Source organism: Streptomyces sp. R-74717 (assembly GCF_047305335.1).
GTDB lineage: Bacteria > Actinomycetota > Actinomycetes > Streptomycetales > Streptomycetaceae > Streptomyces > Streptomyces atratus.
In genome coordinates, this window is sequence record NZ_CP102361.1 from 9786037 (window position 1) to 9812079 (window position 26043).

The 26043-nt window shown below is 68.5% G+C and carries 22 protein-coding genes and 2 pseudogenes; 10 read left to right on the plus strand and 14 right to left on the minus strand.

Translation table 11 applies throughout. From position 1 onward, the window contains the following. The first annotated feature begins 17 nt into the window (after positions 1 to 17). Positions 18 to 452, plus strand: a complete 435-nt coding sequence (locus NRF20_RS44565; protein ID WP_398633254.1) for a DUF742 domain-containing protein — start codon at positions 18 to 20, stop codon at positions 450 to 452. A 112-nt stretch (positions 453 to 564) separates the two neighbouring features. On the opposite strand, the gene NRF20_RS44570 is transcribed toward NRF20_RS44565, so the two are convergent. Further along, positions 565 to 1140 (minus strand): TerD family protein, encoded by a 576-nt coding sequence (locus NRF20_RS44570; protein WP_398633202.1) that lies wholly within the window; start codon positions 1138 to 1140, stop codon positions 565 to 567. Between the two features lie 159 nt (positions 1141 to 1299). Next, positions 1300 to 1485: a Sec-independent protein translocase subunit TatA gene (gene tatA, locus NRF20_RS44575; protein ID WP_398633203.1), complete on the minus strand. Its 186-nt coding sequence runs from the start codon at positions 1483 to 1485 to the stop codon at positions 1300 to 1302. Positions 1486 to 1738: 253 nt separating this feature from the next. On the opposite strand from tatA, the gene NRF20_RS44580 reads away from it, so the two are divergent. Continuing rightward, entirely contained in the window at positions 1739 to 3166 is a 1428-nt protein-coding gene (locus NRF20_RS44580; protein WP_398633204.1) for an LCP family protein, read from the plus strand. A 184-nt stretch (positions 3167 to 3350) separates the two neighbouring features. Here the strand turns inward: NRF20_RS44580 and NRF20_RS44585 are convergent, their stop codons facing one another. The 3 genes from NRF20_RS44585 to NRF20_RS44595 are packed head-to-tail and all read right to left on the minus strand — an operon-like array spanning position 3351 to position 6806. Continuing rightward, positions 3351 to 3740, minus strand: coding sequence for a hypothetical protein (locus NRF20_RS44585; protein ID WP_413754399.1), 390 nt, complete (start codon positions 3738 to 3740; stop codon positions 3351 to 3353). Further along, on the minus strand, positions 3737 to 6457 hold the full coding sequence (gene mgtA / locus NRF20_RS44590) for a magnesium-translocating P-type ATPase (protein ID WP_398633206.1): 2721 nt from the start codon (positions 6455 to 6457) through the stop codon (positions 3737 to 3739). The genes NRF20_RS44585 and mgtA overlap by 4 nt, the downstream gene beginning before the upstream one ends. Next, complete coding sequence (locus NRF20_RS44595) at positions 6441 to 6806, minus strand: ArsR/SmtB family transcription factor (RefSeq protein WP_398633207.1); 366 nt, start codon at positions 6804 to 6806, stop codon at positions 6441 to 6443. Before NRF20_RS44595 ends, mgtA begins: the two co-directional genes overlap by 17 nt. A gap of 346 nt (positions 6807 to 7152) precedes the next feature. Between NRF20_RS44595 and NRF20_RS44600 the strand changes: the two genes are divergently transcribed. From NRF20_RS44600 to NRF20_RS44620, 5 genes and pseudogenes are all read left to right on the plus strand, one after another. After that, a complete protein-coding gene (locus NRF20_RS44600) occupies positions 7153 to 7779 on the plus strand; it encodes a GTP-binding protein (RefSeq protein ID WP_398633208.1) in 627 nt (208 codons plus the stop codon). Positions 7780 to 7922: 143 nt separating this feature from the next. After that, the gene (locus NRF20_RS44605; RefSeq protein ID WP_114248578.1) at positions 7923 to 8336 is read left to right on the plus strand and encodes a roadblock/LC7 domain-containing protein; all 414 of its coding nucleotides are present in this window, start codon (positions 7923 to 7925) and stop codon (positions 8334 to 8336) included. Between the two features lie 143 nt (positions 8337 to 8479). Then, entirely contained in the window at positions 8480 to 9499 is a 1020-nt protein-coding gene (locus NRF20_RS44610) for a DUF6397 family protein (protein WP_413754400.1), read from the plus strand. 41 nt (positions 9500 to 9540) lie between these two features. Continuing rightward, entirely contained in the window at positions 9541 to 10029 is a 489-nt protein-coding gene (locus NRF20_RS44615) for a GNAT family N-acetyltransferase (RefSeq protein WP_398633210.1), read from the plus strand. Positions 10030 to 10189: 160 nt separating this feature from the next. Continuing rightward, positions 10190 to 10811: pseudogene (locus tag NRF20_RS44620) on the plus strand (LAETG motif-containing sortase-dependent surface protein). A gap of 96 nt (positions 10812 to 10907) precedes the next feature. On the opposite strand, the gene NRF20_RS44625 reads toward NRF20_RS44620, so the two are convergent. Beyond that, a complete protein-coding gene (locus tag NRF20_RS44625; RefSeq protein WP_413754401.1) occupies positions 10908 to 13055 on the minus strand; it encodes a SpoIIE family protein phosphatase in 2148 nt (715 codons plus the stop codon). Positions 13056 to 13298: 243 nt separating this feature from the next. Here NRF20_RS44625 and NRF20_RS44630 point away from each other — a divergent pair, with 243 nt between their 5' ends. Beyond that, positions 13299 to 14372 (plus strand): enoyl-CoA hydratase/isomerase family protein, encoded by a 1074-nt coding sequence (locus NRF20_RS44630; RefSeq protein WP_398633212.1) that lies wholly within the window; start codon positions 13299 to 13301, stop codon positions 14370 to 14372. A gap of 76 nt (positions 14373 to 14448) precedes the next feature. On the opposite strand, the gene NRF20_RS44635 is transcribed toward NRF20_RS44630, so the two are convergent. Then, positions 14449 to 15912 carry an arabinose isomerase gene (locus tag NRF20_RS44635; RefSeq protein ID WP_398633213.1) on the minus strand — a complete coding sequence of 488 codons (1464 nt, stop codon included), beginning with the start codon at positions 15910 to 15912 and terminating at the stop codon, positions 14449 to 14451. A gap of 237 nt (positions 15913 to 16149) precedes the next feature. On the opposite strand from NRF20_RS44635, the gene NRF20_RS44640 reads away from it, so the two are divergent. After that, the gene (locus tag NRF20_RS44640) at positions 16150 to 17364 is read left to right on the plus strand and encodes an IS110 family transposase (protein WP_398633214.1); all 1215 of its coding nucleotides are present in this window, start codon (positions 16150 to 16152) and stop codon (positions 17362 to 17364) included. Positions 17365 to 17486: 122 nt separating this feature from the next. On the opposite strand, the gene NRF20_RS44645 is transcribed toward NRF20_RS44640, so the two are convergent. From NRF20_RS44645 to NRF20_RS44675, 7 genes and pseudogenes are all read right to left on the minus strand, one after another. Continuing rightward, positions 17487 to 18965, minus strand: a complete 1479-nt coding sequence (locus NRF20_RS44645) for a rhamnulokinase family protein (RefSeq protein WP_398633215.1) — start codon at positions 18963 to 18965, stop codon at positions 17487 to 17489. A 16-nt stretch (positions 18966 to 18981) separates the two neighbouring features. After that, a complete protein-coding gene (locus tag NRF20_RS44650) occupies positions 18982 to 21027 on the minus strand; it encodes a bifunctional aldolase/short-chain dehydrogenase (RefSeq protein ID WP_398633216.1) in 2046 nt (681 codons plus the stop codon). Positions 21028 to 21095: 68 nt separating this feature from the next. Further along, positions 21096 to 22262 (minus strand): L-rhamnose isomerase, encoded by a 1167-nt coding sequence (gene rhaI, locus NRF20_RS44655; RefSeq protein ID WP_398633217.1) that lies wholly within the window; start codon positions 22260 to 22262, stop codon positions 21096 to 21098. Between the two features lie 419 nt (positions 22263 to 22681). Then, positions 22682 to 22909, minus strand: coding sequence for a hypothetical protein (locus NRF20_RS44660; RefSeq protein WP_398633218.1), 228 nt, complete (start codon positions 22907 to 22909; stop codon positions 22682 to 22684). Positions 22910 to 22997: 88 nt separating this feature from the next. Next, entirely contained in the window at positions 22998 to 23489 is a 492-nt protein-coding gene (locus NRF20_RS44665) for a hypothetical protein (protein ID WP_398633219.1), read from the minus strand. A 125-nt stretch (positions 23490 to 23614) separates the two neighbouring features. Further along, positions 23615 to 24266 (minus strand): annotated as a pseudogene (locus tag NRF20_RS44670) (FAD-binding oxidoreductase); the annotation flags it as partial. A 236-nt stretch (positions 24267 to 24502) separates the two neighbouring features. Further along, positions 24503 to 24907, minus strand: coding sequence for a hypothetical protein (locus NRF20_RS44675; protein ID WP_398633220.1), 405 nt, complete (start codon positions 24905 to 24907; stop codon positions 24503 to 24505). 137 nt (positions 24908 to 25044) lie between these two features. On the opposite strand from NRF20_RS44675, the gene NRF20_RS44680 reads away from it, so the two are divergent. Continuing rightward, on the plus strand, positions 25045 to 25890 hold the full coding sequence (locus NRF20_RS44680; RefSeq protein WP_398633221.1) for a pentapeptide repeat-containing protein: 846 nt from the start codon (positions 25045 to 25047) through the stop codon (positions 25888 to 25890). Positions 25891 to 26043 lie beyond the last annotated feature (153 nt).

A 26043-nucleotide genomic window follows, 5' to 3' on the forward strand; every position in this document is an offset into this window, starting at 1 on the left:
CGGAGACGGCCGTGTCCATGACCGAGGAGGGCCCGGGAGGCATTCCACGGCCCCCGGGCCCGCACACACATCCGGGCAGCCAGTGGTACGACGCCGATGCCGGCCCGCTGGTCCGCCCCTACGCCGTGACGGGCGGCCGGACCGAACCGGGCCCCACCGGCGTGCAGTTCGATCTGATCGCACTCGTCACCTTCGACGACAACGCACCGGACGGCTCCGAGGAATCCCTGCTCGGTCCCGAGCACCGAGCCCTGCTCACCCTCTGCCGGTCGGAGACCCAGTCCGTCGCGGAGCTCTCCGCCGATGCCGACCTTCCGGTCGGAGTCGTACGCGTACTCCTCGGTGATCTGCTCGAAGCCGGCTACGTACGCGTGAGCCGCCCCGTACCGCCCGCACAGCTGCCGGACGAACACATTCTTCGTGAGGTGATCAACGGTTTGCGGGCTCTGTAGGGGCATTTCGGTGTCGCGGTCGGGCCGTACGCGGAGCAGGCGGGGCTCTCTCCCCGCCCCGGGGGAGGGAGGGGAGAGGGGCCGCGCTTGTCGACCGTATGGTGTCTCGGGGTCAGACATTGACCCCGTAGTCGGATGCGATACCGGCCAGGCCCGAGGCGTAACCTTGGCCGACCGCACGGAACTTCCACTCCGCGCCGTGCCGGTACAGCTCGCCGAATACCATGGCGGTCTCGGTCGAGGCGTCCTCGCTGAGGTCGTAACGGGCCAGCTCGACGCCGTTCGCCCGGTTCACCACGCGGATGAACGCGTTACGGACCTGGCCGAAGCTCTGACCGCGGCTCTGCGCGTCATGGATGGAGACCGGAAAGACTATCTTCGCGACATCCGCCGGCACAGCCGCCAGGTCAACATTGATGGACTCGTCGTCGCCCTCGCCCTCACCGGTCAGATTGTCGCCGGTGTGCTGGACCGAACCGTCCGGGCTCGTCAGGTTGTTGTAGAAGACGAAGTACAGGTCGGAGAGGACCTTGCCGGCATCCGAGCACAGCAGCGCGCTCGCGTCCAGGTCGTGATCCGCCCCCGTCGTCGTCCGAACGTCCCAGCCCAGGCCGACCGTCACTGCGGTCAGGCCGGGCGCCTCCTTCGACAAGGAGACGTTGCCGCCCTTGGCCAGGGTCACACCCATGAACTTCCTCCATTGATCCAGTGGTCCAACGATTCGGTGATCAGCGCTTTTTCGGCCGTCGTAGCGGTCAACGACGGTGCCTCTCCCGTGGTTCCCTCGCTTGCGCAATCCCTGAAGTGACCGGCTGGGAGGGGCGCCGTGCGCAGGTGAGCCGATGCCTCATGTGCGTGGATCGGTACCGGGACTCACATCGGTCTCCTTCATGGCCTTCGCCTCACTCTTCAGGATCCGCATGGATTTGCCCAGGGCGCGGGCCGTGTCCGGCAGCTTTTTCGAGCCGAACAGTGCGATGACCACAATCGCCACGATCAACAGGTGCCAGGGTTCGAGGCCGTTGCGCAACATGTATGTCCCGCCCTTCCTTTCGGTGTCTTGGCCGGTGTTTCCGCTCGAGGCCGCGGACAGTGCTTCAGGCTGGCTGTGGCAGGTCCGGTGATCCACTCGAACAGCGATACTTGCTACATTGCGCAACTGTACAACTATGGGGCGGCGGAGCGCGTCCTCCACCATGGAAGTCGGACGGACGGGGTGGCCTATGACAGGAAGTCACAATTCAGCAGCGGGCAGGCGAAGGGGCAGCAGGCTGCGGCGAACAGCCATGTTCGGGTTGTCGTTCCTCGTGCTGCTTGTCGCGGGCGTCGGGTGGGCCTACCTCGAACTGAACGGCAGCATCGACACCTTCAGCGCGGACGGGATCTCGGGCGACCGGCCGCCCGGCTCGTCGAACGGGCAGAACGTCCTGGTCATCGGATCGGACTCGCGCGCGGGCGACAACAGCAAGCTGGGCGGCGGCACGGGTACGGTGGGGCGTTCCGACACCGCGTTCCTTCTCCATGTGTACGCCGACCGCAAACACGCGGTCGCCGTGTCCATTCCCCGTGACGCCCTGGTCGACATCCCGGCCTGCAAGATGCCGGGCGGCGAGTGGACCGCGCCGCAGCACGACGTGATGTTCAACGGTGCGTTCTCGGTGGGGGAGACGGCCGAGGGAAACCCGGCCTGCACCCAGAACACGGTCGAGCAGCTCACCGGTCTGCGCGTCGACCACACCCTCGTCATCGATTTCGCCGGATTCTCCGCACTGACATCGGCCGTCGGGGGCGTTCCGGTATGTCTGCCTCAGGACATCTACCAGCGAGACCTCAGCCCGAAGCGGCCCACACGGGGCGCCCGGATCTTCGTGAAGGGTCCGCAGACAGTCTCCGGTCAGCGGGCACTCGACTACGTCCGGCTCCGGCACGGCATCGGTGACGGCTCGGACATAGGGCGGATCAAACGTCAGCAGGCATTTGTGGCCTCCCTCATCAAGAAGGTCAAGTCCCGGGGAATGAACCCCACCACATTGCTGCCCCTCGCCGACGCGGCCACCGACGCGATGACCGTCGACCCCGGGCTCGGGTCGGCCGACCGGCTTCTGTCGTTCGCCATGTCGATGAAGAACATCGACCTGCACAACACCAAGTTCGTCACTGTCCCCTGGCGTTACGAGGGCTCGCGCGTCGCGATAGTCGAACCGGACGCCGACGCGCTCTGGGCAGCGCTGAAGGCCGACCGTACGGTAGACGGCCAGGACGCCAGCGGCAAGGGACCGGCCGAGGGCAGAGGGGCGGTGAGCGCCCCGGCTTCGCCCACGGCCGCCGCCCGGGTCTCCGGCACGGGCATCAGCATCGCCGTCTACAACGGCACCACGGTCAGGGGACTCGCGGCCCGGGCCACCGAACTTCTGCGCGCCCGAGGCTTCACCGTCACCACCACGGCCAATGCGAACAGCCAGGACTACGCCTCGACCGTCATCGAGTACGGACCGGGCCTGCGGAACGAGGCAGAGACCACCGCACGGCTCTTCGCCGGAGCCCGGACGACCGCGTCCGACACCGCCGGAATCCAGGTGATCCTCGGCAGTTCCTACGCCCAGAACCCATCGTTCGCACCCGGGACCCCGGCACCCTCCGCCGTGCCGCCCACCGTCGCCGCCGGGGCGCGGTCGGCCGACGACGACCCGTGCGCGGACCTCTCGTACGGCTGACCCTTCCGCGGCGGTGGGGAGACAGCGCTCAGAGCGGTGCCGGGACCGTTCGGAGCTGTAGTGCCGGGTGACGGGGAGCCACGAAGCCGTAGGACTCGTACAGAGTGGCGCCGTCCCCTGTGGCGTTCAGATTGACCACCGTGACGTGGGCCTCCTCGCGGAACCAGTCGAGGAGGGCGTCGAGTCAGACACGGGCATGTCCACGGCGGCGACGGCGGGGATCGGTGCTGACATTGGAGATGTGCCCGTGCAGTCCGCCCGGATTCGCCGGGCTGGGGGCATGCGCATCGCATGTCCCGACGGCGCTGGAGACGGTGCCGAGATCAGGGTCGTCGACCAGGAACGCGGCGAACGTGTCGGGCCGACGCCGCTCGGTGAACCACTGCGCGGAGGCCTCCCGCCACGGGGCGTCGGCACCGCCCGTCTCCATCCCCATGTCGGCCAGCATCAGCCCCCGCAGCCGTACCAACGCGGGCACATCGTCGAGCGTGGCGCGTCGAGCATGCACCGCCTGCCTGCCACCGACGCCCGTACTCGTGCCGGACTCCAGGTGGTCGATGCACGAGGGGGTCATGAGAATCTCCACTTCCGTTCGTAGCAGGTACGGGCCGCCCACAGCCCGCATGTATACAGGGCCAGCACTGTTGCGAGCAAAAGGAAATAGAGCGGTGGCAGCGCACTCATGCCCAGCAGCGGACCGAGCGGAGTGATCGGCAGCAGCAGGCCGACCACCGCAAGACCGGACGCTGCCGCCCGCAGCGGGCCGCCACTGCGGCTCTCGGCAGTGCGGCGGCCCGTCCGGAGCAGCAGCATCACCAGAGCCTGGGTGAGCAGATTCTCGGTGAACCAGCCGGAGTGGAACGCCTCCTGCCCGCCCGATGTCGCCGAACCGTGCAATGCGAAGGCCAGCACTGCGAACGTCGCGAGGTCCGCAGTGGCGTTCAGCAGACCGAAGCCCGTGATGAAGCGGAGGAAATCGCGCGGACGCAGCACCGTGGGCCGCCGCAGCACCGCAGGCGCGGGCCGGTCGAACACGAAGGCGAGCTGTGCCGCGTCGAAGCACAGGTTCTGCACCAGGACCTGTGCCGGAAGCATCGGAAGGAACGGCAGCATCAGCCCTGCGGCAAGCATCGCGATGACGTTGCCGAGGTTCGACGAGAGAGTGATGCGCAGATACGTGGCGATGTTCCCGCTGCAGTGCCGGCCAGCCGTGATCGCATGATCGATGGCCGCGAGGTCCTTCTCGGCGAGCACCACATCGGCGGTCTCCCGCGCCACGTCGACCGCGTTCCTTGGGCAGATGCCGACATCGGCCGCGTGCATCGCGGGCAGATCGTTGACGCCGTCGCCGAGGAATCCGGTGGTGTGCCCCACGGTACGCAGCACGGAGACGATCCGGGCCTTGTGCTCGGGCGTGCAGCGGGCGAAGACGGTGGCCCGGTCCGCGGCCTCCGCGAGCTCCCCGTCCGACAGCGCGTCGATCCGTTCCGCGGAAACGACCTCGCCCGGATCGAGGCCCAGATCCCGGCAGGCGCGGGCGACGGTCCCCGGATCGTCGCCGGTGAGCACTTTCACGGCGACACCGCGGTGTTCAAGCACGTCCAGCGCTTGTGCGGCGCTCGGCGTGAGCGCGTCCCGCAGAGCGACGAACCCGAGGAAGGCCAGCCCCCGTTCGTCGGCCGTCGTGTACGTACCGAGCCGGGCGGGCCGTTCGCTCCGTGCCACCGCGAGCAGCCGCAGACCGTCCGCGGCCTCGCGCGTGGCCAGCGCCCTCAGCCGGTCCCGTTCGGCATTGCCCAGGGCGCACCGGTCGAGTACTGCCTCCACTGCCCCCTTCGTGACGAGGATGTGGGTGCCGAGCCTGCCGGGGCCGCGGACAACCGCGGTGGCGAGGCGCCGCACCGGATCGAACGGCAACGCGGCTACCCCCTCGTACGCGGACAGCGCCCCTTCCTGCTCCTCGGTCGCGTCCAGAATCGCCTCGTCCAGAGCGTCGGGGGCGGGCAGTTCAGCGAGCTGCAGCGTCCAGAGTGCGTTCACCGCGGCCCAGTGCAGCACCTCGGGATCGGGCCGGCCTGTCCCGTTCAGCGACCGTTCGACGACCGGCCGGTCCTGGGTGAGGGTTCCGGTCTTGTCCAGACACAGCACGTCGATCGCACCGAGATCGTGCAGAGCGGGCAGCCGTTTGACGATCACTCCGTGGTGCCGGGCGAGCAGCGAGGCGCCCCTGGCCAGCACCGTCGTGACGATCACCGGCAGCATCTCCGGAGTCAGCCCGACCGCCACCGCGACGGCGAACGGCAGCGTCTCCAGACCGCGGCCACGCAGTGCCGCGTTGGCCATCAGCACCAGGGGCGGGGTGAGCAGCATGAACCGGATCAGCGTCCAGGAAATCCCCTGCACCGAACGGTCGAAGGCGCTCGTGCCCCGGCGGCGCGCCGAACTGTCGTACGCGGCGGCGAACCGGGTGCCCGCACCCGTGGCCGTCACCACCGCCGTACCACTGCCCGAAGCCACGCTGCTTCCCTGGAAACACAGCTCGGGCCGCGCGAACAGCCCGGCCTCGCCACCCGACCCGGCGTCGGCGGTGCGGTGCCCGTCCGGAGCATCGACGGCCTGTTTGGCGACCGGCACCGACTCGCCCGTGAGGGCCGACTGATGCACGGTCAGGCCGCTCGCGCGCAGGAGCCGCACATCGGCAGGCACGAGATCTCCCGGACCGAGCCTGATCACATCGCCCGGCACCAGCTCCCCGACCGGCATCTCGCGCGCCTGTGGCGCGGCGTCCGGGCCGGTGCGGCGCAGCACGGTCGCGGTGGTCGCCACCAGCTCCCGCAGCGCGGCCGTCGAACGGTCGGCCCGATGCTCCTCCGTGGAGCGCAACAGACAGCTGACGACGACGAGCGCCAGCGTCACGGCAGCCGTTCCCCATGAGGCCACCGCTGCCGAGACCAGACCCAGACACAGGAGCACCGAGGTGAACGGATCCCGCAGGCTGCGTAGGAAGCGGCGGGGCCAGGAGACCGGACGCCAGGCCGGCAGGGTGTTCTCGCCGAACCGTGCCAGCCGTTCCTCCGCCTGCGCCTCCAGCAGCCCGCGCGGCCCGCTGTCCAGCGAGCGGAGAACCTGCAAGGAGGTCGGTGCGGCAACCGGCGGAGCGGTCGGCGCGACGCCAGGGGCGGCGCTCCGGCCGACAGCCGCGCCTGCTATCGGCACGATCACGGCGGACGACTGGTCGGGATCGGTGCTGCCGGGAGCTGCGGCGGCACTGCGCTCAGGCACCGAGTTCACGGAGGCGTACGGGGTGCGCGGGCGCGTTTCCGGCGCGTTCGGCGAGCTGGCCGACCATCAGCCGGACGACCGTCACGACGTCGGGGTCGTCGACCAGGTACACCTGTCGGCGGCCTTCGCGGCGTGACCGTACGAGACCGGCCAGTTTCAGCTTCGTCAGATGCTGGCTCACCGAAGGAAGGGTGCCGCCCACCCGGTCCGCGAGGCCGGTCACATCGCTCTCGCCCTGTGAGAGGGCCCACACGATGTGCAGGCGCGCAGGCGTCGCCAGCAGGCCGAAGGCGGCAGCCGCCTCCACCAGTACCTCCGCGGGCGGATCCTCGAAACCGCCGTCGGCAGCTGTCGACACTCTTGCTCTCCCTGTCCGCGTGGGCCATTCCTCGCACCCGAAACATCCAGTGTAGGCGTCGGACTGCCGCCGTCCGCGTGCCCGTGCGTTTGTGAGCGGCCCGTGCGCTCACGACCGGGAACGGCAGGTGCACTCGGCCAGAGGTATCGGTTTGTGGACTCATCCGGGCAGTCAGCGTGCGGGAACGGTCACATCGCTAAAAAAGCGATCCCGTCCCACGGGGCAGGTTCTCGTTTGCCATGCTGTCGCCGTACTCATGCTGACGGTCCACGGAATCTGAGCCCTTCAAGACAGCTCTGACCTGCGTATTCAGCGTCTTGGGACTCACTGGTGAGAGAAGTGATCGATGCCTTCCGAGCACGATGACACCACCCACGGGGAGACGGCCGGGGAGGCCGCGGAGAACGACGCCCTCGCGCTGAAGATATTGGTCGCAGGAGGCTTCGGGGTCGGGAAGACGACGCTGGTCGGCGCAGTCAGTGAGATCCGGCCGCTGCGGACGGAGGAACTCCTCAGCGAGGCCGGACAGTCGGTCGACGACACCGAGGGGGTCGATCAGAAGACCACGACGACGGTCGCCATGGATTTTGGACGCATCACCATCCGGTCCGGTCTATCGCTCTATCTGTTCGGCACACCGGGACAGGACCGTTTCTGGTTCCTGTGGGACGAGCTCTCCCAAGGGGCGCTCGGGGCCGTCGTCCTCGCCGACACCCGGCGCCTGGAGGACTGTTTCCCGTCCGTCGACTACTTCGAGCACCGCGGCATCCCCTTCGTCGTAGCGGTCAACTGCTTCGCGGGCGCCCGCGCCTACGGCGAGCGCGAAGTGTCCCGTGCCCTGGATCTCGACCTCGGCACGCCCGTCGTGCTGTGTGATGCGCGCGACCGGGACTCCGGCAAGGAAGTCCTGATCCGTATGGTCGAATACGCCGGCCGGATGCACACCGCCCGGCTCCTCGACTCGGTGAGCTGACCCTCCCGGCGCACATCTGTTGCGCGTCAAGGCGCCAGGACCCAGCCACATGACCGAGGAGTGCTTGCCCGTACGTGACCAGTGCGCGAGGCTTACGCGAAACGTGGGGCACGGGGAACGCATGAGCGGGGAGGAGCGGGGAAATGGCGCTGGACAGGGAACTCGACTGGCTCCTTGACGATCTCACGAGCAGGGTCGAGCACATACGGCACGCGTTGGTGCTGTCGAACGACGGGCTGGTGACCGGAGCGAGCACAGGCCTGGCGCGTGAGGACGCGGAGCATCTCGCAGCGGTCTCGTCCGGGCTGCAGAGCCTCGCCCGCGGATCGGGACGCCACTTCCGCGCAGGGAAGGCCCGGCAGACCATGGTGGAATTCGACGAGGCACTGCTCTTTGTGACGGCCGCAGGGGACGGCAGCTGTCTGTGCGTGCTGAGTGCGGCCGAGGCCGACGTCGGTCAGGTCGCGTACGAGATGACGCTGCTCGTGAACAGAGTCGGAGAGCATCTCGGTGTTGCCGCGCGGCAGGCGGAAAGCGAAGGAAATAAGCGGACCTGACCCGGCCGTGGGAGTTATCCACAGGCCGGGCAAGCGATGACCTCCCGGGTTACGGTGCTCACAGAGAGTAAGTGAGTCTCGCGGGGGAGAGCATCATGACTGTTACCGAAGCTGTTTCTGTGTGTGCGGATACCGCAAGCACGATGGCTGTGGGCACAGCAGCCCAGGAACTTCAGCTGAAGCGTGGCGAGTTCGCCATCGCCGTACATGTGGGTCTGGTCCGCGTGCTGGTGCAGCAGGGCGGCGGAAGGCCGAGGGTCCGCAGGGAGGAGGTCGACCGGCTGCGGTCGCAGGACGGGTTCCCGGAGGTGCTGCGGGAGAGGGTGCGCACCGTCGGGACGGCGGAAGGCGCCCAAGTGCTCGGGATCAGTCCGGACCGCTTCACCAAGCTGGCCCGTGCGGGATGCCTCACGCCGATCACGTTCTATCTCAACCGGTACCGGGCGGTGGTCTGGCTCTATCTCGCCCAGGAGCTTGCGGAGTTCGCCGCCAGGGAGCCTCAGCTCCTGGTGGGGAACAGCCCGGCCTGGGTGCGTAGCCGGTTGGAGGGAGGCGCCGACTTCCGTGCGCGCAACTGGCGCTCGCGCCACATCGAACGGCTGCTGAGCCTCACGGAGGACCCCTGGGCCCGCGCGGCCGTGCTCGCGGGCACGCTGGACCCGGTGCAGTTGGCAGAGGTGGTCGACGATCCGTACGAGCGCGCCTACCTCGCCAGGATCCGGCCCGAACCGGTCTTCGGGCCAAAGGGGTCGCCCTCTGCGAGGGAGGCCTTGGGGCGCCTGGTGCAGGCCGACGAACCGGACGAGATGCTGTGGCGGCGGGTCGGCCTGATCACGGAGCTGGACAACGCCCGGGAGGCCAGGTCGGCTCCGCGTCCGGGCGACGAGTGGCGCCCCGGCCCCGGGAACGAGCTCGGGCTCGGGCTCGAGAGGGGGCAGGAGCCTGAGCCCGAGCCCGTCTCTGTCTCCGAACCCGTCCAGGTCTTCAGCCCCGACCCGGCGTCCGAGCCCGCACCAACCTTCGTTCCTGTACGCGATTCCGATCCGGTGCGTGGTCCGGCGTCCGATCCTGCACCTGCGCCGACAACGGCTCCAGAAGCCGCACTTGGGCTGCTTGCCCGGATCGGTCTGCGTAGGCGGGCATCCCGGCGTCCTTGCCGGTAAACAACTCGCGCAGGGAGAACGGCACCGGCATCCTGGCCTGCATGCTGATCAGGGAAGCCACTGCCGAGGACTGGCCCGCCATCTGGCCGTTCTTTCACGAAATCGTCGCCGCTGGCGAGACCTTCACCTACCCGCTTGATCTCGGCGAGGACGACGCCCGCTCCTGGTGGCTCCTCGAGTCACCGAACCGCACGGTCGTCGCAGTCGACGACGACGGGGCCATCCTCGGCACAGCAAAGATGAACAACAACCACATGGGCAACGGCGCGCACATCGCCAGCGCCAGTTACATGGTCGACCCCAAGCGTTCCGGACAGGGTGTGGGCCGGGCCCTGTGCGCGTACACGCTGGAATGGGCTCGCTCATCGGGGTTCCGCGCCATGCAGTTCAACGCCGTGGTGGAGACGAACATCTACGCTGTCCGGCTCTACCGCTCGCTCGGCTTCGAAATCCTGGGAACCCTGCCCGAAGGGTTCAACCATCCGAAACAGGGATTCGTCGGACTGCACATCATGTTCCGCCCTCTGTGATAGCTGACAGCCTCCTTGGCCGTCATGTCCCGAGTGGTGGTGATGTGGTGTCAGTTGTGACTTCGCAGGCTACGTGGGGCGGGTGCGCGCGTAGTTATCGGGGGCAGTACTGTGCGCCCCACCGCCATTCGGGCGCTGAAATCTTGCGGAGGAAGAATTCATGACCACGCCCAGGAGATCGTTGCGTGCGGCGGGGACACTCGCGGCCGCAACGGTGGTCGGCCCGGACCGGCACGGTCCTCTCCGCCGGCCCGGCCGCAGCCCATACTCCCACCTGGGCCGTGACCTGCACCGAGGTGAGCCTTGACCTGACTGCCTACAACGGCAACGTCACCAACCAGGTGACCGTGACCGTCGACGGCAAGGACCTCCTGCCCACCGAGACTTTCGGCAGGGAGCTCCACAAGAAGCTCGAGCTGCCCAAGCACGACAAGGAACTGACGGTTCACCTCGTCGTCAAGGCCGGCGACGGCGACAACTTCTCGCGCGACGAGGCCAAGCTGGCACCGGTGTGCGAGGGCACCACCCCGTCGCCCGCGCCGCCCGAGGCCACGCCGACGCAGGCGCCCTCCCCGGAGGCACCCGTCGGGAGAGCCACGCCCAGCGAGGCAGCTTCGGAGTCCGCCCCTGCCGCGGCCTCTCCGAGCCCCAGCTCGCTGGACCTGGCCGAGACGGGTTCCTCGTCCGCCACTCCGATCATCGGTGGAGCGGCTGTGGCCGTCCTGCTGGCCGGTGGCGGCATCATGTGGTCCGTGCGCAAGCGTCGTACCGCACAGCAGTGACGTAGACCGGTGGTCCTGGTGCAGGACCGCATCAGGACCGCCGGGCGAGGGGTGTGTCGTCCCGCGCGCGGGACGACACACCCCTCTGCGCTTTCGTCACACCTGCTCCTGCTCCTGCTCCGCGGGCGGCAGCGGGGGAGTGGAGGTGGGCGGCGCCGACGGACCGATCTCGCACCAGACGGCCTTCCCTTCGCCGCGAGGCTCGATGCCCCAACGGGCGGCGACGGCATCCAGGAGCAGCAGGCCTCGACCCGATGTCGCGGTCTCGCCAGGGCTGCGACGTCTCGGCCACACGCTTGAACGGTCCTGAACCGACAGCCGGACCCGCCGGACAGGCTCCGGCAGCACCTCCAGAGTGAGTACCGCGCCACCTTCCGTGTGCAGAAGTACATTCACGAGCAATTCCCCGGTCACCAGCTCGGCGTCGTCGGCGAATTCGGCCATGTCCCAGTCGGTCAGGGCCTGGCGCACGATGGTGCGGGCGTCGGACAGCCCCTCCGGGTCCGCCTGGTGGATGTACTGGTGCAACCGCGGAGCCCGAGGCGACCCAGGGTCCGGGCTGCGCCGCAGCACCAGCAGGGCGACATCGTCCCCCGAACCCCAACGCTCCCACAGCCGGTCCGACAGATGATCGGCCAGCGCCTGGGCGCCCGCAGGCCCCGCGCTGACCTCGTTGATCAGAGCCTGCACGCCCGTATCGACATCTACCCCCGGCTCTTCCACGAGTCCATCGGTGTACAGGACAAGGGTTTCGCCCGGAACCAGGTCGAGACGGGTTTCCGGAAACTCCTCGTCCTCGAAGTCGGTCGAAATGCCCAGGGGCAGACCGCCCCGCACCTGCGGGCTGCTGACCCGGCCGTCCGTGTGCCGGATCAGCGGTCCGAAGTGTCCGGCGCGCACCACACGCACGGTCCCCGAGGCGAGATCGACCTGGGCGTACGTACACGTCGCGAAGCGTTCCGTGTCCAGCTCGGCGAGGAAGCGCGAGGCCCGGGCCAGCACCGTCGACGGATGGTGTCCCTCGCCGGCGTACGCGCGCAGCGCGATACGCAACTGACCCATGATGGCGGCGGCATGCGTGTCATGGCCCTGCACGTCACCCACGACGATGCCGAAGCGGTTCATCGGCAGCGCGATCACGTCGTACCAGTCACCGCCGACCTGGCGTCCGCTCCAGGCCGCGTGATAGCGCACAGCTATCTCGCCACCCTCGATCTCCTGGACCCGCCGCGGCAGCATGGTCGACTGGAGGCCGGTGGCGAATTCGCGCTCCTCGTCGAAGAGCTTCGCCCGCTGCAGGGACTGGGCCACGATGGCAGCCAGCCCCAGACACAGATTGCGCTCATCAGCGTTGAAAGCCGTGTTTTCGTGGTAGAAGAGCGCCAGGGTACCGAGGGAACGCGCCTGGGCGACGAGCGGCAGATAGGCGGCCGCGCGGAATTCCAGCCGCCCCGCGTAGGGAGTCAGCACGGGATAGCGGTGGATGAGTGCCGGAACCGAGGTCAGGAACCGGGGGCGGCCGCTGAGAATGGTGTCGGCCAGGGGGTACCTCCGGTCCAGACCCGTGGATCCGAGCTCGTCGATCGCCTCCAGTGGGTCGCCGCTCAGGGCGATGACGTTCAGTGTGGTGTTCTCGACCAGACCGAGTGCGAGGCCGTCCGCGCCGAGCCGGTCCAGCCCGCCCGGTCCGGTGAGCGCGGCGGTCACATCATCCACGGTCACCGCATGTGACAACGCGCTCGTCGTGCGTTCAACAATGCTGGTCTGGCGCTGCCGCCGTTTTTCCAGGTCCAGCACGAAGGCCGAATGCGTGACCTCCGCCGTCGCGTCCCGTACCACCCCGACGACCCGGTGAGCCTGGCCGTCATCGCTGCGCAGTATCCGCGCCTGGACATGGGCCCACTGGTCCCTGCCGTCGTCGATCGGTACCCGGAAGTGCACGCTGTACGAGCTGCGCCCACCCTTGATCGCCTCGTCGATCGCCACATTGAGTCTGGTCCGCTCCGAAGATTCGAGCCGTTCCACCAGGGACTCGGGCCGTGAGTCGAAGGCCAGTGGGTCCAGCCCGAAGACCAGCAGGCCCGCTTCGTCGATGTCGAGCGAGTGGGCATCCATGTCCCACTCGAAACTGCCCGTCCGATTCATGGCAAGCCGCTGCGCCGTCGCGGTCTCGCCGTTGTGTGTCTTCTCGATCAGCAGGCGGGGCGGGACGGATGTGCTCGGTTGCCGGTCGTAATCGGTCATTCCTGCTCCGGACGTCTTCCGGCGGGACAGCCGGGCGGCACGGCCCGTGCGGGGTGTCTCAATTGTCGAACCGGTTCCGGCAGGCTGCCACAGCGGGCACCCGGCAAAAACCGGGCTGAAGGCCGTTCCGGGCGGCCTCCGCACCCCTGCTGCCCGAGCCCGGGACCCGCCCCGCAGAATGGCAGCGGAAGATCGTCCGTGATCGGCGGGCGATACGGCACAGGGGCTGACCGGAGCGCATTCATGAACCACGACGATCCTGTCCTGCTGCACACTGAAGGACGCATCCGGCACATCACGCTCAACCGCCCGCGCGCCCTCAACGCGCTGAACCACGCCATGGTGGCGCGCATCGACGGAGCACTCGCCGAAGCCGAGCTCGACGACACCGTCATCGCGGTCCTGATCACCGGGGAGGGGGAGCGTGGCCTCTGCGCCGGCGGCGACATCCGCTCGATCCACGACGACGCCCGCGCGGGCGGCGGCACATCGATGGACTTCTGGCGTGACGAGTACCGGCTCAACGCCCGTATCGCTCGATTTCCCAAACCGTATGTCGCGATCATGGACGGCATCGTGATGGGCGGCGGCGTCGGTGTCTCGGCCCACGGTGACGTCCGGATCGTCACCGAACGCTCGCGCATCGCCATGCCCGAGACCGGCATCGGATTCGTCCCCGATGTGGGCGGGACGTACCTGCTCGGTGCCGCGCCCGGTGAGGTCGGCACCCATCTGGCGCTCACCGCGGATGCGGTCGGCGCGGGCGATGCGCTGATGTGCGGTCTCGCCGACCACTTCGTACCGTCGCAGCGCCTCGCCGAGCTCACCAGGGCCCTCGCCGCCTGCGGTACGGCTGCCGCGATCGAGGAGACGGTGCGGCGGTTCGCCTCGCCCGCGCCGGGCGGCGAACTGGATGCGCACCGCGAGTGGATCGATTCGTGCTACCGGGCCGACTCGGTCGAGGAGATCCTCGACCGCCTCGACAACAGCGGTGTCCCCGCCGCCAAGCAGGCCGCCGAGACGATCCTGGCCAAGTCGCCCACCGCGCTCAAGGTGACACTCTCCGCCCTGCGCAGGGCTCGCAGGCTCGACAGCCTGGAGGCGGTGCTCGACCAGGAGTACCGGACTTCGTGCACCGCCTTCACCAGGCCCGACCTGGTGGAAGGCGTGCGTGCCCAGATCATTGACAAGGACCGTAGTCCCCGGTGGAGCCCGGCGGATCTGGCCGAGGTCTCCGAGGCCGAGGTGGCGCTCTTCTTCGCCACGCTGGGCGACCGAGAACTCGGCCTGGACTCCGGCTCCCGGGCGACGGACTGATCCGGCGAATACGGACTGAGGCAGGCTGAGGGGACGAAGACGGAACTGGGACCGGACCGGGACTGCGGAGGCCGGTTCAGAGGTCGTTGGGGCCGGTGACGGTGCGGAACGGGATGCCGAGGAGGTCTGCCGCGGCCTTCAGGTCCTTGGCACGGTGGCCGGTGCAGAGAGTCCAGTGGTGGCCGATGCCGGTCGAGGACCAGGCGTCGGTCCACTCGCCGGGGTCGAAGCCGAAGTCGACGCGGGAGGTGGTGTTGCCGATTTCCAGCAGGGGTCCCGGGACGACTTCGCCTTCGGAGGCGATGAACGCAAAGGTGCCGTCCGCCTCCTGACCGATACCGAACGTGGTGACCGGGCCGTGTTTGACGTCGAACTCGACGCTGACGCCCCACCCGCGTTTGCCGTGGTACACGCCCAGCCCGCGCAGCAGCGGATCCTTGGCGCTGATCGCGAGGTGGGCGGGGCCGTCGTGGCCCATCTCGACGACCCGGTCGCGGAAGTTGAGGGCCTGGAGCTCGGTGAAGGAGCCGCCGGCGCCGATGGTGTCCGCGACCAGCATGGCGAGGCTGGTGCGCAGCTCGTACTCACCGGCCATCGGGATGCCTCGGGCGGTCAGCAGCGACGCGCCGAGGATCATGCCCGCGCCGAGCCGCTCGTGGATCTCGCCCTCGAGTCCGCGGTGGTAGTAGGCAAGGCTGTCGAGCTCGAAGTCCTCGACGAGCCGGTCGAGTCCGACCGACACCCGGGCGGCCCAGGCGAGATCGTCCTCGTCGACGGAGTCGTCGAGGGTGAAGACCGTACGCGCGAGCGCGACGCGTTCGGCGGCCTCCTCGTCCGTCACGGCGGCGACCCTGACCCGCAGGTCGTCGAATTCGAGGACTTCGACGTGTCCGCCGAACTGGGTGGAGACCAGCGTCATGTCGGTGGACACATCGAGCATCCCGGGGTAGAGGTGGCCCATCAGCCCGTGCCGACCGTGGCGCATCGCGCCGCGCACCTGCGCGGCCGAGATCCAGCGGCGGATCCGGTTCCAGGCGTTCCCATCGTGCAGATGGCCTGAGACGGAGCGGAAGGGGATACCGCTTCGCCGGAACACGTTGGCGACTTCCGGCAGTGGGCACTGTCCGCAGTACGCCAGCCACTTGCCGGTGTCGGTGTTCGGGTGGTCCATCGCCTCGGTCGGCTGGAGGTCGATGACCAGTACCGGAGTGTGGGTGCGCTGGGCGATCGGCAGGACCATCGAGGCCGTGAGATATGTCGTCAGGAACATCACGACGATGTCGCAGTCGGCCCTGCGCAGCTGTTCCGCCGCCTTGGCGGCCTCCTGCGGGTCGGAGATGAAGCCGGCGTCGGCGACCTCGCAGCCCATCTCCTCGAACCGCCCGGTCACGAAGCGCGCCGATTCCTGCAGCTGGTCGAGGAGGCCGGGGAACTGCGGCCTGTACGCTCCGAGTCCACCGGAGACCAGACCGACACGGGTGCGGCGACGCGTGGTGCGGGCGAGCACACCGTCGAGCACGGCGGGAGATACATCAGTCATGAGTTTCCATACCTTTCTTCGTGGGTTGATCGCGGTCATTCGTAAGATCGGGACACCCAGGGATGCCGGGTGTGGCTGTCATGCGGGTGCCGCGTTCGTGGCTTGGAAGGATTGGCCGCCCGGCATCCTGCGACGACTCGACTGCTGATTGGGATGCGCGAAACCGAATCGCTCGTATGGACGTGACAGCGAGGTCGTCTGCTGGGACAGCACAGGAGAACGACGAGGGAGGCTCGGGTGCCCGAACTGTGGGCGGGGACGGACGCGGGTAAGGCCGAACACCACTGCACCGTGATCGACACGGACGGCACCAAGGTGCTCTCGCGCCGGGTACCGAACAACGAGGACGAGCTGCTGCAACTGCTCGGTGATGTCCTGGACCTGGCCGACGGTGGCCCGGTGACCTGGGCGGTCGATCTCAACGCCGGCGGGGCCGCGCTGTGGATCGCCCTGCTGGTCAACCACGGGCAGCGGCTGTTCTACATCCCCGGCCGAACCGTCCACCACGCCTCCGGCGCCTACCGGGGCGACGGCAAGAGCGACGCCAAGGACGCCTTCGTCATCGCCGACCAGGCACGCATGCGCCGCGACCTCCAGCCCTTGCAGGAGACCAGCGAGATCGCGGTCGACCTGAAGATCCTGACCGCCCGCCGCATGGACCTGTCCGCCGACCGCACCAGGGCCATCAACCGGCTGAGGGCCCAGATCCTGGAGTACTTCCCCGCCCTGGAACGGGCCTTCGACTACAGCAAGTCCAAGACCGCGCTCATCCTGCTCACCGGCTACCAGACCCCGGCCGCCCTGCGCAGGATCGGCCGGGCCCGGCTGTCCACCTGGCTCAAGAACCACGGCGTCCGCACTCTCAGCACCGCCAAGAGCGCCGCCGACACCGCGGTGACCGCTGCCGAGGCCCAGTTCACCGTCGTCACCGGGGAGAAGACCGCTGCGAAGATGGTCCACACCCTGGCCAGGGAGGTGATGGCCCTCGATGAGGAGATCTCCGAGCTCAACGCCCTCATTGAGGGCCGGTTTCGCGAGCATCCTGACGCGGAAGTGATCACCAGCATGCCCGGCATCGGTGACATGCTCGGCGCCGAGTTCATCGCCGCGACCGGCGGCGACATGACCGCCTTCGGCAGCCCCGACCGGCTCGCCGGCGTCGCCGGACTCGCTCCCGTCCCCCGCGACTCGGGCAAGGTCAGCGGCAACCTGCGCAGGCCCAGACGCTACAGCCGCCGACTCCTGCGGATGTTCTACCTCTCCGCCCAGGTCGCCGCGGTGCATTGCCCCCAGTCCAAGACCTTCTACCAGCGCAAACGCGCCGAGGGAAAGTCCCACAAGCAGGCCGTCCTCGCGCTGGCCAGACGCCGCCTGAACGTGCTCTGGGCCCTGATACGCGACCACCGGACCTTCGAGGCCGTCACCCCCGGCCCTGCCGCCACAGCGGCATGACCCAGTCACAAGGCGTCACCGACCGGGGTTGACAACGTCATTGGGAATCCTTCCTTCGTCGTCCATCGAGTACCCGGGCCTCCGTGGAGAGGGGCCCGGGCTCCCGGCGAGGTGTCCAGGACTCAGGCCGGCTCCATCCTTGCGGCAGCCCGGTCCCAGGCCCGTTGATCTCCCTGAGGGGTGTAGTGGCGCAATTCCTGCGTCTGCGCGACGAGTCGTCGCATGTCCATGAGGTCGCCGACCAGGCCATGGGCGCGTGCCTGCAGCAGTACGTTCCCGAGCGCGGTCGCCTCGGCGGGACCAGCCGTGACCAGGAGGCCGGTGGCATCCGCGGTCCACTGGCACAACAGCTCGTTGCGTGAACCCCCGCCGACGAGATGGATCCGGGTCAGCTCCCGCCCCGCAAGACCGGCTGCCTGCCACAGCGTCCTGCGATGCGCCAGCGCGAGGCTCTCCAGCACACACCGCACATACCCGCCGGGAGTGTCGGGCGGTTTCTGTCCGGTCCGTACGAGATGGGCGTCTATGCGCGACGGCATGTCACCCGGGGCAAGGAACGTCTCGTCGTCGGGGTCGATCAACGCGGCGAACGGCCGGGCACGGGCCGCCTCTGCGAGCAGTTCGGCCAGGCCCGGATCCGTACCCTGCCGGTTCCAGGCACGGCGGCACTCCTCCAGCAGCCACATGCCCATGATGTTGCGGAGATAGCGGATGGTGCCGTCCACCCCGCGTTCATTGGTGAAGTTTGCCGCCCGGGACTCCTCCGTCAGTACTGGGGCCGCCAGTTCCAGACCTGCCAATGACCAGGTGCCACAGGACACATACGCGAATCCGGGCTCGACCGCGGGCACCGAGGCGACCGCCGACGCCGTGTCGTGCGAAGCAACGGTCGTCACCGGTGTACCGGCCGGCAGCCCGGTGTACTCGGCAACATGCGGCAACAGTGTCCCCGCCGGGTCACCCGGCTCACGCAGTGGCGGAAACCAGGAACGCTCCAGGCCCAGTCGGCCGATCAGCGCATCGGACCAGGTCCCGGCAGATGCATCGAACAGGCCGGTCGTCGACGCGTTGGTGATTTCCGCGCCCACCGTTCCGGTCAGCCAGTGCAACAGCAGATCAGGGATCAACAACATCGTCCGTGCCGCACCCCGGTGGGCACTCGCCTGATGCGCGGCGAGCTGGAACACCGTATTGAACGGCAGATGCTGCAAGCCGCTGACGGAGTACAGCTCCTGCGCCCCGCATTCGGCCAGCACTTGTTCGGCTGCCTGGCCGTTACGGCTGTCGCGGTAGTGGAACGGCAGCCCGAGCAGGGCCCCGTCGGCATCGAGAAGGCCGTAGTCGACCGCCCAGGTATCGATGCCCACCGAGGCGATCGGACCGCCGCGCGCAGCGGTCCGCAGACCGTCCACCATCCCTTGGTACAGGGCGAGCACGTCCCACCGCAGCCCGTCCGGCAGCCGGACCGGGGTATTGGGGAAGCGGTGCGCCTCGGCCAGCACGAGCTTCCCGGGACCGGCCCGGCCGGTGATCACCCGGCCGCTGGTGGCACCGAGGTCCACGGCCGCGAAGACCGCGTCGCTTAGTGACGTCACAGACATGGGACTCTCATCCGGGTCATCGCAGGAACGCCGCTGCCACACCGGCGTCGACGGGAATGTGAAGACCGGTCGTGTGCGTGAGGTCCCCACCGGCCAGTGCGAAGACGGCGTTCGCGACGTGCTCCGGGAGCACCTCGCGCTTGAGGAGGGTCCGCTGGGCGTAGAACTCGCCGAGCTTCTCCTCCTCGATGCCGTACGTCGCCGCACGCTGGGCGCCCCAGCCGGCCGCGAAGATCCCCGAACCGCGCACCACACCGTCGGGATTGATGCCGTTCACCCGAATCCCGTGCTCGCCCAACTCGGCCGCCAGCAGCCGCACCTGGTGAGCCTGATCGGCCTTGGCCGCCGAGTAGGCGATGTTGTTCGGGCCCGCGAACACCGCGTTCTTCGACGCGATGTAGACGATGTCGCCGCCGAGGTGCTGCGCCCGCATCACCCTGGCTGCCTCACGCGAGACCAGGAACGAGCCGCGCGCCATGATGTCGTGCTGGAGATCCCAGTCCCGGGCCGTGGTTTCGAGCAGCGGCTTCGAGATCGAGATCCCGGCATTGTTCACGACGAGATCCACACCGCCGAACGCGAGCACCGCCGCCTTGAACGCCCCGGCGATCTGCTCCTCACTGGTCACGTCGACCGTCACCGCGACCGCCTTGTCGGGCCCGCCGAGCTCCTGCGCCACCGAGGAGGCGCTCTCCGCATTCAGGTCCGCGACGACGACACACGCCCCCTCCGCGACCAGCCGGTGCGCGATGGCCTTGCCGATACCGGACCCCGCACCCGTGACCAGCGCCACCCGGGTGGTCAGTGGCTTTGGCTTCGGCATCCGGCGCAGCTTGGCCTCCTCCAGTTCCCAGTACTCGATCCGGAACTTCTCGGACTCCTCGATCGGCGTGTACGAGGAGACGGCCTCGGCGCCGCGCATCACATTGATGGCATTGAGGTAGAACTCCCCGGCGACCCGGGCAGTCTGCTTGTCCTTGCCGAAGGAGAACATGCCGACTCCGGGTACCAGCACGATTGCCGGGTCCGCGCCGCGCATCGCGGGGGAGTCGGGGGTTGCGTGACGCTCGTAGTACGCGCGATACGCCTCCCGGTACTCCCTGTGCAGTTCCTTCAGGCGTGCCGCAGCCTCGTCCAGCGGGGAGTCTGCGGGCAGGTCGAGAACCAGTGGGCTGACCTTCGTACGGAGGAAATGGTCGGGGCACGAGGTGCCGAGCGAGGCGAGCCGCGGATGTTCGATTCGGGAGAGGAAGTCCAGCACGGGCCCCGTGCCGGTGTAGTGGCCCACCTGCGGACGGTCGGTTGAGGCCAGACCGCGGATCAGCGGGGCGAGCTCGGCGGCTCGCTCCCGGCGCTGCTCCTCGGCGAGGGCCTCCCGGCCCGCCCACACGGGGCCGAACGGTTCCGTCTTGCCCTGCTCCTGAAGGAATGCCTCAGCGGTGCGGATCATCCAGAGCGCGTTGTGCTCGCACTCCTCGGACGTCTCGCCCCAGGCCGTGATTCCATGGCCGCCGAGGATCACGCCGACGGCCTGTGGGTTGGCCCCCTTGACCGCGGCGATGTCCAGACCGAGCTGGAACCCGGGCCTGCGCCAGCCCATCCAGGCCACCTTGTCGCCGAAACACTCCGCCGTGAGCTTCTCACCGTCGGCGGAGCACGCCAGCGCGATCCCCGAGTCCGGATGCAGATGATCGACATGCGCGGCCTCGACCAGTGCGTGCATCGCCGTGTCGATGGACGGAGCGGCGCCGGCCTTGCCGTGCAGGCAGTAGTCGAACGCCGACACCATCTCGTCCTCGCGCTCCATCCCCTGATACCCGTTCTTGAGCGCGCGCACCCGGTCCAGGCGCAGCACGGCGAGACCGGCCTCGGTCAGAGTGCCGAGATCACCACCGGACCCCTTGACCCACAGCAGCTCGGTCTCGCCGCCGGTGACCGGGTCGGTGGCGGTGGCCTTGACCGATGCATTGCCACCTGCGTAGTTGGTGTTGCGGGCGTCGGAGCCGATCCGGTGGGCGCGCTCCAGCAGCGCGGCGACTTCGGCGTGGGTCGCGGACCTCATGAGATTCCTTCGGTGTCGGGGGTCGGGCTGAATCGGTCGGACGGGTGTGCGGGGGAGGGGACGGGGGCTCAGGCGCCCCAGCCGGCCTGTTCGCCACCGACCCGGGTGGCCGCGATCCGCTCCTGATTGCCCGAGGCCAGATATGCGGCGAACGGATCCCTGGCCAGCCCGGTCTCATCACGCACCTCGGCGAGCAGCGGACGGACATCGGTGTTGTACGCGTCCATCAGGACACCGTTCGCGGCCAGCACATCGCCGGACTGCTGCGCGGCGCTCAGCGCGTCCATGTCGATCAGTAATGCCTTGGCGGTCGCTTCCTGCACATTGGCGACCGACCGGATCACGGCAGGGATCTTCGCCTCGATGTTGTGGCACTGGTCGAGCATGAAGTTGACGTTCGTCTCGGGCTTCATGCCGCCGTTCTTGACCACCTCGTGCATGATCCGGAACAACTGGAACGGGTCGGCGGCCCCGACCATCAGATCGTCGTCGGCGTAGAACCGGGAGTTGAAGTCGAACGCGCCGAGCTTTCCCGTACGCAACAGGAACGCCACGATGAACTCGATGTTGGTGCCCGGTGCGTGATGCCCGGTGTCCACGACCACCTGAGCCTTCGGGCCGAGGTTCAGGCAGTGCGCGTACGCCGTACCCCAGTCCGGCACATCGGTCGTGTAGAACGCCGGCTCGAACAGCTTGTACTCCAGCAGCATCCGCTGGTCGTCGCCCAGCCGCTCGTACACCTCGGCCAGTGCCTCGGCGAGCCGGTCCTGACGGGCCACGATGTCGTCCTGCCCGGGATAGTTCGTGCCGTCGGAGAACCAGAGCTTGAGATCGGGGGACCCGGTCTCGTCCATGATGTCGACGCACCCCAGCAGATGGTCCGTGGCCTTGCGGCGCACCTTCGGGTCAGGGTGGGTGACCGATCCCAGCTTGAAGTCGTCGTCCTGGAAGACGTTGGAATTGATCGCACCGATCCGCAGCCCGAGATCCTCGGCATGCCGGGTCAGCGCTGAGTAGTCCTCGACCTTGTCCCACGGAATGTGCAACGAAACCTTCGGTGCCGCACCCGTGAACGCGTTCACCTGCGCCGCGTCCTCCAGCTTCTCGAACGGGTCGCGCGGTACTCCTGGCTGTGCGAACACCTTGAACCGCGTCCCGGAGTTCCCGTACCCCCACGACGGTGTCTCGATCACCTGGGACTTCAGAGCTGCCTTGACGGCCGACAGATCAGACATGAACACCTCGCAAGCGGAGTCATCCAGCGACCGGTGGTCGTTCGGACGATATGAATCGTTTCATATCGACCGTACGCCAGGATTGGCACAAGCTTCCAGTCAAGCGACTGGTGTGTTCTCTTCCTGAATTGAATCAATTCACCCCATGGATGGGGCGGGCACACTCGCAGAGGGGGTTGACCGCGGGACGAGCGATTGGTTCGGACCGACAGGCATCGAGTGCGCTCGGGGTGGTCCTGAGAGCGTCCTGCCCGCCGACTCGTTCAGAGCATGGTGGCGCATCGGAGCGACGAGGTGAAGAGCGACAGCGCGACGACGGACGGCTATGTCCGCTGACCGCCGGACGGGGCGGGACTTTCCGGTCCGGTCCGCCCGGCGATCGAGAACACCGCAACTGCGGTGCCGTTCAGCAGATCCGTTCAGCGACCGCTGCCGGACATACTCGGCTGAAGCGAGCGCACGAGATCGAAGAACCGGGACTCGTTGCCGCAGAGCCCCGCACGCTCCAGCGCGCCATCGGCCTCCGCGATCGGCGAGGCGAGCAATGGCATGTACAAGGGGCCCTCTTCAGGTTCCGCGAGCGCGGCCCGAGTGGCCTCCAGCAGTCGGACATACGCCTGGGCCGCGGCGAGTTCGTCATTGCGCATCTCAGCATCTCCCGGTCAGAGGTGTCGGACCCACCAGCATCCCCCATGGGTCTGACAACGCACTCCCACAGCGGCGCGAGGCCGCCCACTAGCCGCCGTTCGGCCGTCGGACACCGGTCGGTGGTTCGACCTCCAGGAATCTTCTGCGCCGCGGTCCGCGGTACAGCAGTACTGTCCAGCCCAACTCCCGCAGTACAGCCGCGCACCGGGCCAGCTCGCCCTCCTCCGCATGGGCGGCCCCGCTGCCGGGCGGACCGAGCCACTCGACCCTCACGCTGCCCGGTGCCTCTCCCCGCTCCAGGCGGTACCCGGTCGCCGTACGCAGGCCGGAGTCGTCAACGGCCGAGGCGGCAAGGCCCGACGCCTCCAGTGCCAGGGCGATGGCCCGTATCGGCCGGTGGGTCTCCCACTGCGCGGGTACGCCCTCCGGGCTCGCGTGCACGGTGTTCGTCAGCCGCCGGATCTGCAGCATCCCTTCGAACGCCGTCCGTACCGAGGCGTCACGCTTGCCGTCCGGTGCCGGGTTCCTCGGGCCGTCCCCGGTGGCCGGGTCGAACCCGGTCTCGTGCTCGGTGCCCATCAGCGTCCCCTTCGCCCGTGCCGTGCTGCTGCCAGTGTGCGTCGCCCCACTGACAACCGCTCGGGCGCGAGGCATCGACCGTCCCGACCGGGTGGCCGAACCCGCCGCCGCACAAAGCGCCCTGTCTACGCCCGCGGAGCGTCACCTTCACCGGACGGCGACGGCCAGGCCCTGCCGAGCACCTTGCCCGGATCGAGGATGCCGTACGGGTCCAGCGCCGCCTTCACCGCGTGATGCATGCCGAGCACCGCGGAGCCCAGTTTCTTGTTCACGCCGCGCATCTTCAGCAGTCCCCACACCGTGCTCGCCCGTCACGGTGCCGCCGAGCGCGATCGCATAGTTGAGGATGTCCTCGAACGCCAACTGGGCACGGGCACGCGCGGCTCCGTCACCGGCTGCAGGTTGCCGTCCCCGGCATGGGCGATGTCGGCCACCAGAATGTCGTGCCGGGCCGCTGTCTTCGCGATCCGGGCCAACATCTCGGGAACCGCGGTCCGCGGCACACAGACGTCCTCGGTCAGGGCCGGACCGAGCCGTTCCAGCGCCGGGTAGGCCAGCCGCCGCGCCTGGAACAGCGCACCGGCTTCCTGCTGGTCCGTGGACTACGGCCCAGGTCGCGCCCGCCCGCTCGAAGCAGTCCCGCACGAGTTCGGCCTCGGCATCGCCCTCGGCACCAGGGGTGTCGACCCGGCCGAGCAGCACCACGTCCGCGTCGGCGGAGAGCGCCATTTTCTTCCACGCGTCAACGGCGGCGAGACAGTGACGGTCGGCGGCCTGCGGACGCACCACGGCCAGGGGCGTCCCGTAAGGGGCCCATTCGGCCTCGTCGTGCTGACACCGGGCCAGGCCGGCCTGATCCGTGAGTACTCGCTGGGCAGGGATGCTGTCGATTGGTGCGTTCGCCACGTTTGTGGCCACCTCCTACAAAGATGTCATACCCACCGTCATTGCGCGCACGGCTTCCGGACCGCCGCGGAGCCCCCCGATCCGGTGTGTGCGTTCCGTCGTCGGTGTCAAGCCGGGTCGAAGCCCCGCAGGAAGTGTTCGCGCAGGACGGCCCGCCGGCGTGCGTCGGCCAGCCGCTCGTCGACCCAGAGGAAGAAATTGTCCGCGATGGTGTCCGTCCCGTCGTAGGCCGGATCGTGGGGACCGGTGTCCGGCGGGGGCAGGTGCGCCTGCCACTGCGGATCCGACGGACTGTCGACGGTGACGGTGCGGGTGCCGTCCGGCTGCTGCATGTGCCGGACGGTCACCTCTTCGCAGTTCCACCGGTGTTCGCCGTACTGCAGCCAGAGAACCGAATCGTCGGCGTACAGGGCGGCAACGGTGCCGGTGCGGTGCGGCAGCACATGGACGAAGCCGTGGCAGCGGCCGGAGGCCGGTGTGAGGAGCCCGGAGGCGGGGTCCAGCGCCCACACCGTGCCATGACGGTCGTAGTTCCTGCAGCACGGCGGCCCGGGCGTCCGGGAGCGATCACGAAATCGGCGCGTACAGGTGACGGATCCCGATAGGGTCGACCGTCCGACAGCTCCGTAACCCAGAGGATCCACGCACTGTGCCCGACAATGTCCAAGGCCCCGGTATCGACCGCACCGATCGTGCTTCGCTGCGCGCTGACTGTGCGAACTGTTTCGGGCTGTGCTGCGTCGCACTGACCCTGACCCGGTCCGCGGACTTCGCGATCAACAAGGATGCCGGTAAGCCCTGCCGCAATCTGCAGGAGGACTTCCGCTGCGGCATTCACACCGAACTACGGACCCAGGGCTTCCCCGGCTGCACCGTGTACGACTGCTTCGGAGCCGGCCAGAAGGTCTCCCACGAGACCTTCGACGGGCAGGACTGGCGCCGGGCCCCGCGGACCGCCCAGCAGATGTTCCAGGTGTTCCCGGTCATGCGACAGCTCCATGAACTCCTCTGGTACCTGACGGAAGCGCTGTCCCTGGAGCCGGCGCGTTCCCTGCACGGCGAGATCCGCCGCACCCTGGACGAAACGGAACGCCTCACCCATCTCCCGGCGGACGCGTTCACGGACCTGGATGTGGCCGCACACCGCGACGACGTGGCCGCCCTGCTGCTTCGTACCAGCGAACTCGTGCGAGCCACGGCGCCCCGCAGCAAGAAGCGCGACCGCCGCGGCGCCGACCTCATCGGAGCCCGGCTCAGAGGCGCCGATCTGCAGGGCGCCGATCTGCGGGGTGCGTACCTCATCGCAGCTGACCTCAAGGGCGCCGATCTGCGTCTGGCCGATGTGATCGGGGCCGACTTCCGGGACGCCGACCTGGCCGGCGCCGACCTCACCGGAAGTCTCTTCCTCACCCAGGCCCAGCTCAATGCGGCCAGGGGCGACGCGACGACGAAACTCCCGCCCTCGCTCAGCCGGCCCACGCACTGGCACCGGTGATTCCCGGCCCGGACCGCGATTCTGACGGCCCGGACACCGTCTCCGGCGGGTCGGAACGAATCGGCCGGTGCGGCGGGGCACGGCCGACGCCCGTGGTTCGTTGCACAGTGTGGCGTACCCGGAACGCCTTCGACGACCGGACCGAGGAGTCCC